The organism is Paenibacillus sp. FSL H7-0690 (assembly GCF_037980415.1).
GTDB classification, from domain to species: Bacteria; Bacillota; Bacilli; order Paenibacillales; family Paenibacillaceae; genus Paenibacillus_AQ; species Paenibacillus_AQ odorifer.
On the sequence record NZ_CP150281.1, the window covers coordinates 4,814,811 to 4,831,720 of the forward strand.

The 16,910-nt window shown below is 43.5% G+C and carries 13 protein-coding genes; 1 reads left to right on the top strand and 12 read right to left on the bottom strand.

Annotated elements, in window-relative coordinates; translation table 11 throughout:
* Positions 1 to 66: 66 nt before the first annotated feature.
* From MHI32_RS21285 to MHI32_RS21305, 5 genes are all read right to left on the bottom strand, one after another.
* Positions 67 to 1,692, bottom strand: a complete 1,626-nt coding sequence (locus tag MHI32_RS21285; RefSeq protein ID WP_340010772.1) for an AraC family transcriptional regulator — start codon at positions 1,690 to 1,692, stop codon at positions 67 to 69.
* A gap of 144 nt (positions 1,693 to 1,836) precedes the next feature.
* Positions 1,837 to 2,877: an NAD(P)/FAD-dependent oxidoreductase gene (locus MHI32_RS21290; protein ID WP_076129508.1), complete on the bottom strand. Its 1,041-nt coding sequence runs from the start codon at positions 2,875 to 2,877 to the stop codon at positions 1,837 to 1,839.
* Positions 2,878 to 2,919: 42 nt separating this feature from the next.
* The gene (locus MHI32_RS21295) at positions 2,920 to 4,635 is read right to left on the bottom strand and encodes an ABC transporter ATP-binding protein (protein ID WP_076179717.1); all 1,716 of its coding nucleotides are present in this window, start codon (positions 4,633 to 4,635) and stop codon (positions 2,920 to 2,922) included.
* Between the two features lie 42 nt (positions 4,636 to 4,677).
* Complete coding sequence (locus tag MHI32_RS21300) at positions 4,678 to 5,715, bottom strand: iron ABC transporter permease (protein ID WP_076129507.1); 1,038 nt, start codon at positions 5,713 to 5,715, stop codon at positions 4,678 to 4,680.
* Positions 5,715 to 6,773, bottom strand: coding sequence for an iron ABC transporter permease (locus tag MHI32_RS21305; RefSeq protein WP_076129506.1), 1,059 nt, complete (start codon positions 6,771 to 6,773; stop codon positions 5,715 to 5,717). The genes MHI32_RS21300 and MHI32_RS21305 overlap by 1 nt, the downstream gene beginning before the upstream one ends.
* 213 nt (positions 6,774 to 6,986) lie before the next feature.
* On the opposite strand from MHI32_RS21305, the gene MHI32_RS21310 reads away from it, so the two are divergent.
* Complete coding sequence (locus tag MHI32_RS21310; protein ID WP_076281412.1) at positions 6,987 to 7,985, top strand: ABC transporter substrate-binding protein; 999 nt, start codon at positions 6,987 to 6,989, stop codon at positions 7,983 to 7,985.
* 88 nt (positions 7,986 to 8,073) lie between these two features.
* Here the strand turns inward: MHI32_RS21310 and MHI32_RS21315 are convergent, their stop codons facing one another.
* The 7 genes from MHI32_RS21315 to MHI32_RS21345 form a co-directional block, all read right to left on the bottom strand.
* Positions 8,074 to 8,295 carry a hypothetical protein gene (locus tag MHI32_RS21315; RefSeq protein ID WP_042190339.1) on the bottom strand — a complete coding sequence of 74 codons (222 nt, stop codon included), beginning with the start codon at positions 8,293 to 8,295 and terminating at the stop codon, positions 8,074 to 8,076.
* A 46-nt stretch (positions 8,296 to 8,341) separates the two neighbouring features.
* Entirely contained in the window at positions 8,342 to 10,318 is a 1,977-nt protein-coding gene (locus tag MHI32_RS21320; protein ID WP_340010775.1) for an ABC transporter permease, read from the bottom strand.
* Positions 10,308 to 11,075 (bottom strand): ABC transporter ATP-binding protein, encoded by a 768-nt coding sequence (locus MHI32_RS21325; RefSeq protein ID WP_076184103.1) that lies wholly within the window; start codon positions 11,073 to 11,075, stop codon positions 10,308 to 10,310. Before MHI32_RS21325 ends, MHI32_RS21320 begins: the two co-directional genes overlap by 11 nt.
* Before the next feature lie 134 nt (positions 11,076 to 11,209).
* The gene (locus MHI32_RS21330; RefSeq protein WP_340010778.1) at positions 11,210 to 12,625 is read right to left on the bottom strand and encodes an MFS transporter; all 1,416 of its coding nucleotides are present in this window, start codon (positions 12,623 to 12,625) and stop codon (positions 11,210 to 11,212) included.
* A 199-nt stretch (positions 12,626 to 12,824) separates the two neighbouring features.
* A complete protein-coding gene (locus tag MHI32_RS21335; RefSeq protein WP_076129500.1) occupies positions 12,825 to 13,829 on the bottom strand; it encodes a helix-turn-helix domain-containing protein in 1,005 nt (334 codons plus the stop codon).
* A gap of 165 nt (positions 13,830 to 13,994) precedes the next feature.
* Positions 13,995 to 15,098: a chemotaxis-specific protein-glutamate methyltransferase CheB gene (gene cheB / locus MHI32_RS21340; RefSeq protein ID WP_340010780.1), complete on the bottom strand. Its 1,104-nt coding sequence runs from the start codon at positions 15,096 to 15,098 to the stop codon at positions 13,995 to 13,997.
* 41 nt (positions 15,099 to 15,139) lie between these two features.
* Complete coding sequence (locus MHI32_RS21345; protein ID WP_340010781.1) at positions 15,140 to 16,738, bottom strand: methyl-accepting chemotaxis protein; 1,599 nt, start codon at positions 16,736 to 16,738, stop codon at positions 15,140 to 15,142.
* Between the last annotated feature and the right edge of the window lie 172 nt (positions 16,739 to 16,910).

Here is a 16,910-nt window from a genome sequence, read left to right on the forward strand (position 1 = left end):
TAATATACCGTCTCCGCAGGAAAACATATATACACGCTAATACATCAATTTTGCTATGGACGATTGTCAGCTTAAATTATGGCCGGTTAACAAATCTGTCTGTATCTCCAATTGGCGTTCGAGCGCAAGCCCTTCGCTGCCCCAAAATTCCTCAAGCTTCAGGTAATATATGCGTTCATTCCTGAATGCTGGAAGATTGCGCCAAACCGCACTTTTACTAATCCGTTTACGTGTCCTCGACATCCAGTCCTCTTGTCCTGATACAACCACAAACATATGGTCAGCCGCGTATATTGGCAATTCCGACAGTGAGATGCATAAATGATCATTCCGCTCCAGAACATCTGACCTTACCTTGTCCGGTGGAGTTAACCCCAGCATTGGGTACAGATTGTACACCCCGCGGGCTGTATGATTCCAGATATAAATACTGTTATCTTGCCTGATCTCATACACCGCTACCGTTTCACCAGATTCAATTAGTGAGGACAAGCGCTGCTTGGCCAAATCTATTTTCAAATGATAGTGCCTTATCCATGCCTCTGCCCGCTCCTCTTCTCCCAGCAGTCTGCCGAATAAACGAATCTGTTCCAGGCGGTCCATTTTATCACACTCTACCGTAACTAGTGGACCCAACTTCTCCATGCATTTAAGCTGACGGGGGCTCAGATAGGTTGGCGCAATAACTAAATCGGCTTCCAGCCCAGACCATTCTGCTTCCTCCGGACATCCCTGCAACTCAAATGATCGTACACCCGCCAGTTCCGGCAGCAAAAGCAAGGAGTAATTCATCACATCTTCTTCAACCGCGACAGGCTTCACACCCAGCGCAAGTAAATCCCCTAAAAATTGCAACGCTACTATCTGCTTTGGTTTGGGACGCAAACGGAACTCTGTTGGGGTCATCCCGGTGACTTGCTTGAATTTGCGGCTCAGATATAGTCCATCTGTATAGCCTACTTTTTGCGAAATTTCCTGTATGGTTGCTTTGCTGGACATCAAGTGTTTTTTCGCTTTATTTACTCTTAAATGCGCTACATATTCGGTGAAGCTCCAACCCGTCTGCTTGCGGAACCATACTGAGAAATAACGAGGATTGAAGCCCATCATTCGAGACATCATCTCCCGCGTAATCTCCCTTTGCAAATTCTGGTGGATAAAAGAGAGCATTCTGAAATATGAACTATCCGTAATGTCTGCTTCAGCATCAGCCTCTACGACCAATTGATGTAGCTGATGCAGCAAGGATTGAATTCTATCTGCCTGTGTTTCTAAATTATTGGCAGCAACGTCTTCCAATTCGCTGAATAAGCGGGTTATTTTATTCGTCGTACGTATAGGTAAAATCCCATTGACCGGAAAAATTTCACGGCAAAGTCCATAGACCAATTCTTGCTCCGTGCTATTACTTAGCCCATATACCTCATAGGAGATTGCTAGAACAGAGATAACGGTCTCTAATGGAGCATTAATTTGATAAGTCGCACCTGCGCTTAGAAAAAGAATTTCACCATTTTTAAGAGCTACTGTCTCTCCTTCTATGGTTATTTGAACGATAGCTTCTATTGGTGTCAGGAAGAGTGGGGACTGGGCAATCTGGGGTTTACTAATGTGACCGCCGCCGCATTGGCGTTTTCCTGCCTCTTTTAACAGATAAATTCTATGAACCGGGTTATTATTAGATAGCTTCATTCCTGCTCCCTTCCAGACTTCTAGACTTAATAACTCATAAAATATAAAGCAAGCGTATAAGGTTCCTCTCCGCTCGAAATGGATAAGATCCCCTATACGCCTTATATAAAACTTCAGATTTTATGGTTTGAAAAGCCTCTATCCTTAGTGGTCGTCAACGACTCCAAGCGCTTTATTCTTCTCTTTGAACCGTTCATTGTGAGAAGATACGTAAGCGACTTTGGCCGCGGTTGGGTCTATGTACAGCTTAGCGCTATTAAGCGCCAGAGCCGCATCAGTGAAAGTACCTGCGATCAAACGAACCTTGCTTGCATAATCCACAAAGTCACCTGCTGCGAATATACCCGGAAGATTAGTCTCTAGCTTATCAGTTACATTCGCACACCATTCGCCCATATCAAGGCCCCATTCTTTTAACGGACCAAAATCGCTTTTCAGACCATGATTCACAATGACAGCATCCACTTCAAACTGCTCTGTTTCACCTGTCTCTATATGACTGATCGTAACCTGATCTATCGTTTCACCATTACTGCTGTGTAATTGGCTTACTGCATATGGCGCACGGACATTGACTGAGGATTCCTTCATCCGTACAATGTTTTTCTCATGCCCGCCAAACTGTTCACGGCGATGTGCAATCGTCACACTTGCAGCGATAGGCTCCAATTCATTCGCCCAATCTACTGCGGAGTTGCCTCCACCGGAGATTAGCACTCTTTTACCGCGGAACGGCTCCAGCTCTTGAACGGTATAATGAAGATTTGTCACCTCATAACGATCTGCACCTTCAATTTCAAGCTTTGCCATCTGCAGAATTCCGTAACCAATGGCCAAAATGACTGTGCGGGTCCAATGTTGTTCCCCAGTAGAAGAGGTCAGGATGTACGTTCCATCCTCTTGTCTCTCTTGATTCATAATTTGCTGACCCAGCACAATAGTCGGATCGAAGGTTTGAGCCTGCTCCTTGAGCTGACCGATTAGTTGATGACAAAGAGTTGGGGTTACGCCTCCTACATCCCAGATCATTTTTTCGGGATAGATAAGCATTCTTCCTCCGAGCTCATCCTTCGCTTCAATTAGCTTTGTCTTCAAGTCTCTCATTCCGCTATAAAAAGCTGTATACATCCCAGCAGGTCCGCCACCAATAATGGTTACATCGTATAATTCCAGTTGTTTATTCATTGTGTCCCTCCAAAATTATATTCTAGTGATCCCTTCAGCTACTTAAGCTCCAAACTGCGCTTCATGCAATCGGCTGTAAATTCCGGCAGTCTGCAGCAGTTCCTCATGCTTACCTTGTTCTGCGATGCCACCTTCCGCAACGACAACAATCCGGTCCGCATTTCTGATCGTTGCAAGGCGATGAGCAATAACAAGTGTTGTGCGTCCCTCAGACAACTCTGCGAGCGCCTCTTGTATAGCGGACTCCGTTTCAGTATCCAGTGCAGATGTAGCTTCGTCCAGAATGAGAATCGTCGGATTCTTCAAGAACATCCGGGCGATGGACAACCTCTGCTTCTGGCCGCCAGAAAGCTTGACGCCTCTCTCTCCGATCATTGTATCCAGCCCGGCGGGCTGAGATTTAATCAGTTCTTCCAGCTGAGCGCGCCCAGCAGCCTCCCAGATTTCTTCATCGGAAGCTCCCAATCTGCCGTAAGCAATGTTCTCACGGATAGTTCCGTCAAACAGGAATACATCTTGTTGTACAATCCCGATATGGGAACGAAGTGATTCTAACGTCATGGAGCGAATATCTATTCCATCAATAGAGATGTTGCCTTCGCTTACATCGTAAAAGCGTGGCAGCAAGCTGCAAAGTGTTGTCTTACCAGCACCGGATGGACCCACAAGCGCAACGGTCTCTCCTGCTGAAATCGATAAGTTCACATTGGTTAGCACCTTTTCCTTATCACTATAAGCAAAAGCTACATCCTGGAAGGTTATATTCCCTGACAGATGAGACACTGGCTTAGCGTCTTTTGCGTCATCAACATCTGGCTCCGTCTCCAGCAGTTCAAGATAACGTTTGAAACCAGCGATCCCTTTAGGATAGGTCTCAATGACCGAATTAATCTGTTGCAAAGGTCCTAAGAAGACATTAGACAACATCACAAAGGCAATAAATTCACCGTAGGTCATCTGCTTCTGGATTACAAAATAGGTTCCGCACACAAGAACGAATAACGAGACCAGCTTCATGAGCACAAAGCTAAAGGATGAATTCCAAGCCATAATTCGGTAGGTCATTAGCTTCGTAATACGGAAGCGTTCGTTATTAACCGCAAAGCGGGAAATTTCATGATTCTCATTAGCAAAAGCTTGCACAACACGGATCCCGCTTACATTGTTCTCTACGCGTGCGTTATAGTCAGCAATGTCCGCGAACATAATGTGGAACGCTTTGGACATTTTGCGACTGAAGTACATGGATAAATAAATCATCAGCGGGACAATTACAAAGGTCAGAATCGCTAATTTCCAATTAATGCTAAGCATGATACCGAATACACCCAGCAGCGTCATCACTGCTATGAATAAATCTTCAGGACCATGGTGGGCAATCTCACCGATGTCCATCAGATCATTTGTCATCCGTGAGACCAAATGGCCTGTTTTATTATTATCGAAGAAGTTGAAAGAGAGCTTCTGTACACGATCAAACAGCTTTTTTCTCATATCCGACTCGATATTAATCCCCAGCTTATGCCCCCAATAAGTGACGACAAAATGCATAAAGGCGCTGACGATATAGATCCCCAGCAAACCGAGGCAAGAATAGAGAATCCATTTCCAATTCCCACTTGGCAGCATATCATCCACTACCCGGTTAACGGCCAACGGGAAGACTAGTTCCAGCAGTGCAGCAGCAATAGCACAGGAGAAGTCAAGAATAAACAATCCCTTATAGGGTCTATAGTAAGCAAAAAAACGACGCAACATTGTAAAAATTCGCTCCTTCCGGTGAGTGACCATCTTCTTTCATCAAGATTTAGTACGGGCTAGCAAATACAAAAAGTATGGCGCTCCAATTACAGCAACAACGATTCCAGTGGGGATCTCAGATGGCTGTAAGATCCAGCGTCCAATGGTATCCGCTATAATGACTAGCAGTGAGCCGAGCAGCGCTGAGGTTGGCAGCATGAGCTGATGTTTGGGTCCAACTAGCCGTCGCGCCAAATGGGGGCCGACAAGGCCGACAAAGCCAATCCCGCCACTCACAGCAACACTTGCCGCAGCTAGACCAACCGCAGCCGCAAGAAGCCGGAATTGTTCTTTGGTTACAGCAGCCCCAAGTCCTACGGCTGTCTGTTCACCCAAATTAAGGACGTTCATTACCCTTGCTTTATAGATGACATACGGCACGAGAATTACGATCCACGGAAGTAAAGAAAGTACAAACTTCCAGCTTGTGCCCCAAATACTCCCGGCAAGCCAAGTAGCCACAAACTGATACTTCTCCGGATCCAGCCGAAGAGTCAGCACGATCATCGCTGCACTCATTCCAGCTGCAACCGCTACACCAGTCAGCAACAGGCGCATGGGTTTTATTCCTTCATGCCGTTTATAAGCTAAGACATAAATCAAGGCAGCAGTAATTGCCGCACCAACAAACGCTACCATAGGCAGCAGATACACCGGAGCCGCGGTTGCCGTTGGGTAAAAAGAAATTAACAGCATAACCATAATTCCTGCGCCAGCGTTAATCCCTAAGATGCCGGGGTCGGCCAAAGCATTACGAAAGACGCCCTGCATCACAGCTCCGGATACAGCCAAACCTGCGCCTATCAGAACGGAGATCACAATACGCGGTAACCGAAATTGAAACAAGATTAACTCTTGCTTATCCGTCCCTTTACCGAATAACGTATTAAGCAGCTCCATAGGTGTCAAACGTATGTATCCTGTATTCATACTAATAATAAAAGCAATAACAATCAGTACAGCTAAAATAATCATTATAACTAAGCCACGTTTATTTTTGGCGGCTTGGAAGGAATCGAATGAAGTTTTCTCTATCATTACAGTTCCCTCCTTTCTTTACGTGCAAGATAAAGGAAGAACGGTACACCGATCAGTGCAATAATGGCTCCCAGCGGCGTTTCATTAGGGGGATTAATCATCCGCGCTGTTAAATCTGCAAATACTGCAAGCAGACTGCCTAGAATAGCTGAACATGGAATGATCCATCTGTAATCCACACCTACAAAAAAACGGGTCAAATGGGGAATAATTAGTCCAATGAACCCAACGGCTCCTACTACGGCAACTGATGATCCAGCCAGAATCAATACAATTAAAGTCCCTGCCAGCTTAACAAGCCCTGTGCGCTGGCCAAGCCCTTTAGCAACATCGTCACCTAGGCTGAGCATTGTGATCGACCGGGATAATACCATAGCCCCAATTAACGCCGCTCCTATCCAAGGGAACATGACTTTAAGCTGAATCCATTTCGTCCCAGCCACGCCTCCCGCATACCAGAAAGCCAAATCTTGCCCAATATGAAAATATAAAGCTACCCCTTCACTCAGCGCTGACAGCAGTGCACTAAAAGCAGCACCCGCCAGCACCAGACGAGCAGGAGTCAGCCCTCCCTTGGCCAATGATCCGACCCCATACACAACCCCAGCCCCTACTCCGGCACCAACGAAGGAATATAGGATCAAATACATAAACGATAAATTCGGGAAAAATGCAAAACAAAGCGCCAGCGCAAATCCTGCGCCTGAGTTAATGCCCATCAAACCTGAATCTGCGAGTGGATTTCGGGTCATCCCCTGCATAATGGCACCCGCAACTGCAAAGCTTGCCCCTATCATGGCCCCGCCAAGTACACGGGGTAATCGTAATTCTCTAATAATCTGATGATCCATGATCTCCGGATTAAAGTGAAACACGGCTGCCCACACCACAGAAAGCTTAATATCAGCCGCTCCGAAGGAGACTGAAACAGCGATACCTAGTGCTAATAGTACCAGACCGCCAACCAAGATTAACGTGGCAGCCCAAGGACGTGAACGGAACTCTTGTATGGCTGACCCTTTATTAGGTCTAATCTTGGAAGATATCTGTTGATTCATGAATGCCACCCTATTTCTATGAAATTGATTCTCATTATCACTATGCTATTGTAAATGAGCCTTCCTAGGTTTGGCAATAGATAGATTTAATAGGAGGCATTTATTTTATTGCATTGACAGGAATTCTAGGATTTGATAAAGTTCAAATTGAAAATAATAGTGATAATGATTCTCATTATTATTTGTTGGTACATATATATAGGGAGGTTTATCATGCTAAAAAGAAAGACCCTCTTCCCCATCCTGGCACTCATAATGTTATTGTCTGTATTTGTGACAGCTTGCGGGGGAACGAACAACGCTTCATCTAATAAGACAACAGAAGCAACTAAAGCACCAAGCACTGAGCCAACGGCTGCTCCTGAGGCTTCAGCAGCTGAAATGCGTAGCTATGAAACCACTAAAGGTACTGTACAGATACCTGTAAAACCACAGCGGATTATTACAGATTATTATGGTGGGGAGTTGCTCTCCGTAGGAGCAAATGTTGTAGGTGTCGAACCTAGTACCTTTGATAATCCCTTCTTGAAAGACCTGCTCACAAACACACAAGATGTCGGTGCTCCGGTTAACGCCGAGAAAGCTCTGGAACTTACACCTGACCTGATCGTCGTTATGTACGATGATAACTACGATGCTTTATCCAAAATTGCTCCAACCATTCATATTCCATACGGAACCGCTACAAATATCTATGAAACTGTTAAACTGTTCGGTGACATTGTAGGTGTGCCTGACAAAGCTGAACAATTTATTGCTGACTTTGAGAAAAAGGCTGCTGAAGGCCGCGAGAAGCTTAAAGGTGTCGTAAATGAAAATGATACTTTTGGAATCTATGAGCTGACTGATAAAGGGGAGCTATGGACCTTCGGAAATAATGCTGGCCGGGGTGGACAAGCCCTTTATAACGCACTTAAGCTAAAAATGCCTACTAAGAACAGCAACGACAACCAAACGTTGCAGCTGTCCATGGAGCTATTGCCCGAATATGCTGCTGACTACATGTTCCTCACCACTTATGATCCTGACAAAAAAGGGGATAAGCTGAAAGAACTGAAGGAATCTCCAGTTTGGAACGGACTTGATGCTGCGAAGAACGATCATCTATTTTACAATGATTTTGATACCTACTACCGCTATGATCCGATTGCGATTACCGCACAGATTGATCTGTTCGTAGATATGATTCTTGAACGCAACGGTAAGAAATAAACATAGGCACATACAAAAACACCCCTCTTTAGGCACTGTCTAAAGTGGGGTGTTTGGCTATACATAAGAAGTTTCTGTTAAATTTATATCATCTAGTATATTCATTATACTCATCGGTGTTATTTAGTTTTTTGTACATATACTCATCATTTTTAAGCTTATAGAGCTGCCCCATCCCCGCAAATACGAAAAACAGCACCAAAATTAATCCATACGCATAGGTGAATTCACCAATATAAAAGCAAGTGACTATCGCAACAAGGGTCAAGATCATTAATGCGACTGCAATTCTGGAAAAAATCTTTTTCAAATGGAATCCCCCCACGTTTTGTGCACCAATATTATCATATTTGGGATTAAATTGAAATCTCTTTTTGGTCTATTAAGGGAATATCGAGTAGCTGAATATGTGCCAGCATATTGCGAGTGTATATTTTGGTGTATATACGATAAAAGAGGACTTGAAATAAAAGATACGCTCCGCCTACTAACAAACAAAACCACATCGGCTCCAGAGCTGCAGACATTTCAACCCTGGAAGAACTAACAACATAAAAAGAAGACAATGCAATACCTAATGCATACGGGAGAAAAAACAGCACTTTTAAAGGGCCGCCTATAATGCGGGCCACGTCCTTAGAAGTAATTCCAATCTTGTTCAGCTTCCTGAATTTGATCCGCTCACGCTCTAAATCGGTCTGAATACTGAAATGCAGCACTATCCCGGAGGCGCCGAAAAATATTAAACCAACAAATGAAATTACGAAGATTCCAAATCGGCCAGACTCCTGTAACTGTAGATAGTCACTTATTCTAGACTTCGTAGAGAATACGAGGGCCTCTTGCCGTTCATTGCCATACCAGGACTCTGTATTGTCTTTGTTATATTTGGCTAAAGCGGCATTTAACTTAGCATCTATATCCGCAGTTTTTTTCCAATCCTTAAAATTCAGGAGCTGAAGATTACCGATCGCTTTTTTATTTTCCGCTTTCAGCGCCATATAATCCTCTTCGTTTACAATGATATGAAGACCATTCATTAGATTCGGCACAGGGTTAAATACCATGTCAAATAGGATACCTTGTGAATACAGCGTATGCTTCCCGGAAGCAAGCATCAGATCAAAGGTGGGCATTTCCGGTCTTTGATTCTTCCACTCTTCTCCTTGTGCAACTATGGCCAGATTTAGAAAGTGATCTTTCTCCACATGATAATCAGTGCCGATTAATGCGTTTATATTCTGGTCCAGAAATATTTTGAAATTAAACAAGTCGATATACTCCAGCTTTTGGTGTGAAAGCAGCGGCGTGGCGCCATGATCCGTGATCTCGCTTAGTATTTTTGGTGAGATGCTATTTTTTCCGAATACTTCTGAATAGGCAATATCATATGGATTGTTTGCAACCGGAATATCCTCAGCATTCCAGGTCAAATAAAAAATAATTCCGCTTAGAGAAATCGTGATGAAGACGAGGAAGGTGATAAGAGAAAGCACTATTTTGGAGCGACCAAGGGTATAGATCAAATTGGAACTAAACAGCAGGTGCTTGTGATATGCTCTGCTTGATCGCGATATAAAAAGTTTCAACCAGTCCCCAAGTCCTGACAGCAGCAAATAAACGCCTAACATACTAATTCCCAGATTTATTAACATCATGCGAGCATCGGAAGGGTTGTAATGAGTGAGCATATTATAAACGGAGATTCCCAAGAGCAAAACTCCGATGACCCCGGTGATTTTCCCATGAATCAGGTTGCGTTCTGCGGTTCTGGACTCTTTTAAAAGACGTAAAATACTGTATCGCAAAGTTAGTAGCAAATTGACTGCAATCACAACTATGTAAATCACCGCGAAGAATTTAATGGTATACAGATAACTATCGGGCGTCAGTATAAAAGCACTGTCCCCAATATTTACAAACAGCGAAACAATCAAGAAAAAAATACCGGAGAAAACTGTCCCTGTACCTAAACCAGTGAGAATCGAGGCTAAAGCGATCATGCTATTCTCGAACAAAATGATTTTGCGGATATTGTGGCTTGTCATTCCAAGTACCATTAATAGCCCAAAGTCGCTTTTTCTGAATTTTAAAAAGGCCATTTGAGCATATACAATAAACAGAACAGCAAACACCCTTATCACCAAAAAAGGAGCATATAAATTACCTGACACCATCCCATTCACTTGATAAGGGTCATTAAAATCAGGATTACTGTACAGCGAATAAAATGTAAAAAAGATCATGACCGTAAAGCTGCTGCATAGGAAAAATAACAAATATCTTCTAAGATTCGCCTTAAATATCTGAAATGCCATTCTCCTAAAGGTCATCTTCTCCCCCTCCAATAAAGGCCAGGTTCTCCAGAATCAGATCCAAAAATGCTCTGCGCTCTTTATTCTCTCTAGCAATCTCTAGTAGAGCCTTCCCATCTTTGATAAAAAGCACCCGATTACAATAGCTGGCCGCAAAAGGATCATGTGTGACCATCACTATCGTTGCTCCTTTTAGAGTGTTGAGCTTGGCGAAGGTCTTCATCACCGTACTCGAAGATTTGGAATCCAAATTCCCCGTCGGCTCGTCCGCAAAAATCACATCTGGATGATTTATAATCGCCCTGCTGATCGCCGCCCGCTGCTGTTGCCCCCCTGAAACCATATAAGGATATTTGTCCTTCACCTCATCCAGATCGAATAGCGATAACGTCTCATCTGTCTTGGCATTGATATCTTCTACCTCTTGATCATCCAGCACCATGGGCACCATGATATTTTCCCGTAGGGTCAGACTATCCAGCAGATTGTAATCCTGAAAAACGAATCCCATACGCTGCCGGCGAAAAATCGCAAGCTCGTTCTTGGACATCTCACTTATACTAGTATCTGCAATTCTTACAACCCCACTATACTCCGTGTCGATTCCGCTTAGTATATTTAAAAGTGTTGTTTTCCCGCTCCCCGAGGGTCCCATAATCGCCACAAACTCGCCGCTATCCACACTAAGACTAATCCCGTTCAGCGCTCGAAACCGATTCGTTTTGCCTTTGCCTTTATATTCTTTCGAGAGATTCTCTACTTGCAGTATGGACATCCTGGCACCTTCTCATTGATAGGTTTGGAGTGAGTTACATTAAATGGAATTCAATCACTCGGTATTACTATAAAGCTAAGAAGGGCGTTCGTTTGTTAGATTGCTCACAGCGCAAAAAAAGCAGGATACCTCCTCTACAATTTCCGCTCCCGCAAAAAACAAAGGCAAAGAAAACCAGTAAAAGCAAGTCCTCCGATTGCTGCTAATGAGAAGGAAAACGCCCTTACATAATCCGCTAGATCTGCTTCCAAAAGAGAATGCTTTAGCGAAGCGGAGAATAAAATACCGATTAACGCCACTCCTAACGAATTCGCAAAATACATAAAGGTAGTGATCAAGCCTGAACCCGTGCCCGTGATCTTTGTGGGTACTGAACTAAGCGTGACGTTAACTAGGGGCGTAGTAGCCATTCCAAGACCGAAACCATATATCAATAATAGTAGGATATTACGAGGGTCTAGCAGCTGCGTAACGTCCACATTTAGCTCTAACATAAGCAGCAGACTACAGCTCCCCATCATCAGCGCTCCTATCTTAAGTACACTCATCCCCCATCTTTTGACCATTCGAGAAGAGATTAGGGAAGTCATAAAAAAGCCTATCCCTATAGGCAAGAAAACCATACTCGTATCTTGAACACTATAGTGCAAACCAAATTGCATATAATAGCTCAAAATAAAAAAGAAAGAGAACATACTTAGATAAAGGACAAGAACGGTTGCCAGACCAGCGCTAAATGTTCGATCTCTGAAAATAGACAGATCGACTAACGGTAACGTCCCCTGCTTTCCCTTTCGATTTTCAACCCAGATAAAAGTAAACAACACGAAAAGAGCTAACATTAGACAGCCAAAAATCCACAACGGCCACCCTTGTTTTTGTCCCTCTGACAACGGATAGATCAACAGGAACAAACCGATCAGCAGAAGGAAGCTTCCAGTCCAATCAATACTGTGCGCCTGCTCAGCCCGTGTTGCAGGTACAATCGGCATTAACAGCAGGACGAGAAGTCCAAATGGCACATTGAAAAAAAATACTGTCCGCCAACCGAGATCGAACGGATTCCAATTCACAATAGTACCTCCGAGGATGAATCCGAATGCAAATCCAATGCCAATCATTGCGCCGTAAATGCCGAAAACAAGCCCTTTTTCCTTTGGCAGAAAGCTGACCTGCAGCGTAGATAGAACCTGAGGTTGAATAAGCGCCGCAGCCAATCCCTGCACAATCCGAATAACAATCAGAAGTGCCGGATCTGAGGTCAGTCCGCCTAACACTGCCATGACCGTAAACCCGCTCACCCCGATCATCAACATCCGTTTTCTGCCGTATATATCCCCAAGCTTTCCGCTAATAATCAACGCCACAGCTAATCCTAGCGAAAATCCGGTAACGATAAGCTGTGCTTCCGAAAAGCTTGCGTTCAAGCTATATTGCATAGATGGAAGCGCAACTTGAATCATATAAGTATTTAATGAAATAAGTAATGTTGGCAGTAAAATAACCCCCAGCGCATACCACCTGCGTGAATCTACTTGTTGTTGTCCCATTGTATGACCACCTTTTTATCTGCAATCTATGAAATTATTATCATTTAGAGTGGTCTTTTTCTCTACCTGTTAAGGGAGGTTCACTCCTTGATAAGGGAGCAAACACAAAAAAACCTCAAGCATGCAGAAGATAACGTTCGATTCCGAACCCTATGTTCTAACACTTGAAGCTTTAAGCTGTCTGCATTTACAAATCTTCCTACAGCCTGTTTCGTTCCAAACTCTGTTGTTCGATACGTTTTAAGTATTCGCTTGGATTGCAGCCATAATGCTTACGGAAGGTCGTCGTGAAATTGCTGACATTGCTATATCCGACCGAAACAGCTGTTTTCCCTATATTCAAACCTTCAACCTCCATATACCAGAGCGCTTTCTCCATCCTTTTTATACGTACAAGCTCGAAGATCGTCATGCCAAATAATTCGCGGAAGCCTTTTTTCAGCTTGAATTCGTTGATACCTACCCGCTTAGCCAACTCACGTATAGATAACGGTTGTTCGAAATGGATTTGCACCAATTCATGTACCCGCTTCAGATTAGTAATATCATCATGCCGCAGCGTCATACTATCGCTAATAGAACCGTAACCATCAGACTCACCAAACAAAGCAATAAATTCAAGGGCTTTGCTCTCCATATATAAACGTCTCAATGTTCCATGATAGGTACAGTGGATCATTTCGGAGACACATTTTCGGATTGCCGCAGTATCTGGATAACGATCAATATTTCCACGATGATGTCTAAGCCAGGTTTCCATTTGCTGTGTCTCCGATAAATCTCCGGCGTAATTCAGCAGTTCACTAGGAGCAAACCGTATTTCCAGCAATTGATTGGGGACACCTGCTTTTTTCTCTTCATACACCTGAACATCCTCTAGAAAAAGGACATTGCCCATTTGTTTATCCGTGTAACTTTCCTTGCCGTTCCATTCGCAATAGATTTCTCCGCTTAGATTATAGCTTAGTTCAAACAACGGACAAGCTTCTTGAATGTGGAGCTTCATATCCTGTTCGTAAGTTATGTCCGTATACATAATCTCCATACCTGGACGAATCCGTGTACGGGTGACGCTTCCCTTACCAATATGTGAAGGAATAGTAAGCCGTTGTTCCCATTGGTTATGTTCAACATGCCCCTCTATCCGTTCTGTAAATTGATCAAAAAGATCATGAATTTCCATATTCAATATATTTAAAGTCATCGCAAAACTCTCCTTCTTCGCTCCTTGTATACGATGAGTTACATAATCTCTACTCTTGCTCCGTAAATGATAATTGTTATCACTTGAAAGTGTCAACATGAAACACAAAAAAGCATTGGCGGATTTTATCCTGCCAACGCTTTTTTAGTAGTAAAATAAGACCGTTCAAACCGATGGAAATGCATCCCTCCGGTATCTCAGCTCCCCCGTAATCTCCATAATCTTCGAGGCTAACAAATGCGAGGGCAGCTCGTAATCCACACAACCCAGCTTAGCGGCTGCTTCAGGCATTTCACTTTCAATAGAAGTTTCTTGCGATTCTACTAGCGTTGATTGGGCGCCAGCGTGTTTGGCAGCCAGCATCCCTTTAGCGCCATCATTTCCCATTCCGGTCATTAGGATTAAATGCTGCTGTAGACCAGTTAGTGCAGATATAGACTCAAACAAGATATCTACCGAAGGACAGTGTCCATTCACTGCAGGCTTTTTCATAAGTTTTATTCTGAGATCCTGCCCCTCCTGAATAATGGTCATATGAGAATTACCTGGAGCGATATAGACGGTTCCCCCGAGCACCGATTGCTTGTCCTTGGCTTCCACCACCCGTACACTTGAGAACCGATTCAGTCGTTCCGCCAATGCTTTTGTGTACTTAGGTGGCATATGTTGAACAACCAGCAGGGGATACGGGAAGCTCGCCGGGAGCGAGGAAATTAAGATTTCTAATGCCTTCGGCCCCCCTACTCCGCATCCAATTCCCACGATCTGCTCAATAACTTCTGTACATCCACTCTTAACGTTGTTTTGTTTCTCTTGTCGAGCTTTCACTTTAGAGATGTTTATATTGTTAAGAATAAGAGTTCTTAAAGGAATTTCAGCGGCTTTCTTAATTTTGAATAATAACTCATCTTTTATGCTGTATAGACCAGGTCCATAAGATTGAGCCGGCTTAGATATGAAATCCACTGCACCATTTTGTAGAGCAGTAATGGTTGCTGTTATTCCATCCTTTGTAGCGGAGCTCAAGATAAGTATAGGTGTTGGCCGCTGAGACATTATGCTTGTGAGTGCTACCAAACCGTTCAATTCCGGCATTTCTATATCTATAGCCACGACATCGGGCCTGAGTTTTTGAACCATGCTGATCGCTTCGGATGCATTTCGAGCTACTCCAATGACCTCGAGGCTTGAATCCTCCGAAATTAGGTTCGAGATCTGTTTACGCATGGTTACTGAAGCAGCTACAACGAGCACCTTTATTTTTTGCACTACTTCTCCTCTCCTATCAATGATAATACCCCTGACACTGTTTATTTAACTTTAAAAATAGATACCAGACTATTTAACTCTTCTGCTAGCTGAGCCAAAGCATTGGCGGTCGTTGCCGTTTCACTGCTGCTTGCCGCCATTTCTTCAGTTGCGGCGGATATGCTCTCAATTGAGAACATCACCTCAGACGATTGTGCGGCTTGTTCTTCACTGGCAGCTGCAATTTCTGTTACTTTATGAGCGGTATCGTTCACCATCGTAAGGATATGTTCAAAGGCTTCTCCATTTTTTTGTGAAAAAGCTACTCCTTCTACTACGGCATTTACACTGTGCTGCGTATTCTTCTGCATTTCTTTGATAATGCCCGTGATTTGTTTCGTAGCCCCACTGCTCCGCTCAGCTAACTTTCTTACTTCATTCGCAACAACGGCAAAACCTCGACCTTGTTCACCTGCGCGGGCCGCTTCTATCGCTGCGTTTAGGGCAAGCAGATTTGTTTGTTGGGCAATATCTTCAATCACCGCGATAATCTCACCAATCTTATCGGAGTCTTCCGCAAGTCTAGACATTTGTGTATCCAGTACTGACATTCCTTGTACGGAGTTCTTAACCACGATCCCTCCATCTTGAGCGATACGCATCGTTTGATCTGAAAGCTCAGAAGCCTGTTCAGCACTCTGGGCTACTGAATTAATCGCCGCAGATAATTCTCGGAACAACTCATTCATCGTTTGTGCTGCACTAGCTTGACTCATACTTCCACTAGCTACTTCCTCTGTACTAGCTGAGATTTGCTGTGCAGCAGCTGAGACACTTTCCGCAGAAGACGAAATGCCGCTCACAGTGCGTCTTAGGTTCAGAACCATTTCATTAACAGAATAAGCTAGCATTCCAATCTCATCCTTAGATTCCAGATTCGACGTTTCGCTTAAATCACCATTAGCCACTTTACCTAGCAGGCGCATTACTTGATTTAGAGGCCGTGCTATGATCTGCGATATTAGTAGACCCAGACCAATACTGATGAGCAGCGCAACAATAGTAACGCTAAACGTAATCAAACGAGAGGACTGATAAAGGTCATTGGCATTAACAATCGAACCTTGAGCCTGCTTCATATTGATGTCTATTAATTTTTTCAGAAAGTTAGTCAGCTCTGTTGTGGCTGTTTGCAAATCACTTTCGCGCAAATAATTTGTATATTTCTCATTACTAATATTTGTTTTATCAATTTCAATAGTATCATCAAGACTTGTGATATAACGTTGCCAGATCTCAGGATAATCTTTCATTATCGCCAATTCTTCTTCCCTCAACGCAGTCTTGCTATATTTACCCATGATCTCTTCAATACTTTGAACGTTTTTATGTATTTTATCTTCGTATTCTTTCTTTTCTGCCGCTGTTTTAGCCATCGTGTTTATATCACGGATATTGATTCTATTTGTTAAAAATAGTTCATTCGCTTCTCCCAGATAAGCTATAGGTGTTAAGCGATTTTCGTACATGTCCACGATAGAGCGGTCCATCTTACTCAAATTCGTAATTCCATAGAATCCTACAAAGCACAATATTGCGGATACTAACAGAAATGCGGAGATTAACTTCACTGCTGTCCTTAAATTATAAAACCACTTCATTTTCCTCAGCCCCTCATTGGCGTTAGTCATTTTTTAGTAATTCTTAGGAACTATTTCATCATATACGGTAAGCAGATTAAGGTAACCGAAAAAAAATAGCGCGACCACGCAAAAATATTGCGTCGTCCCGCAAAAAAAGCGCAGACCAAAAAATCCCGCCTCACAGCACCGT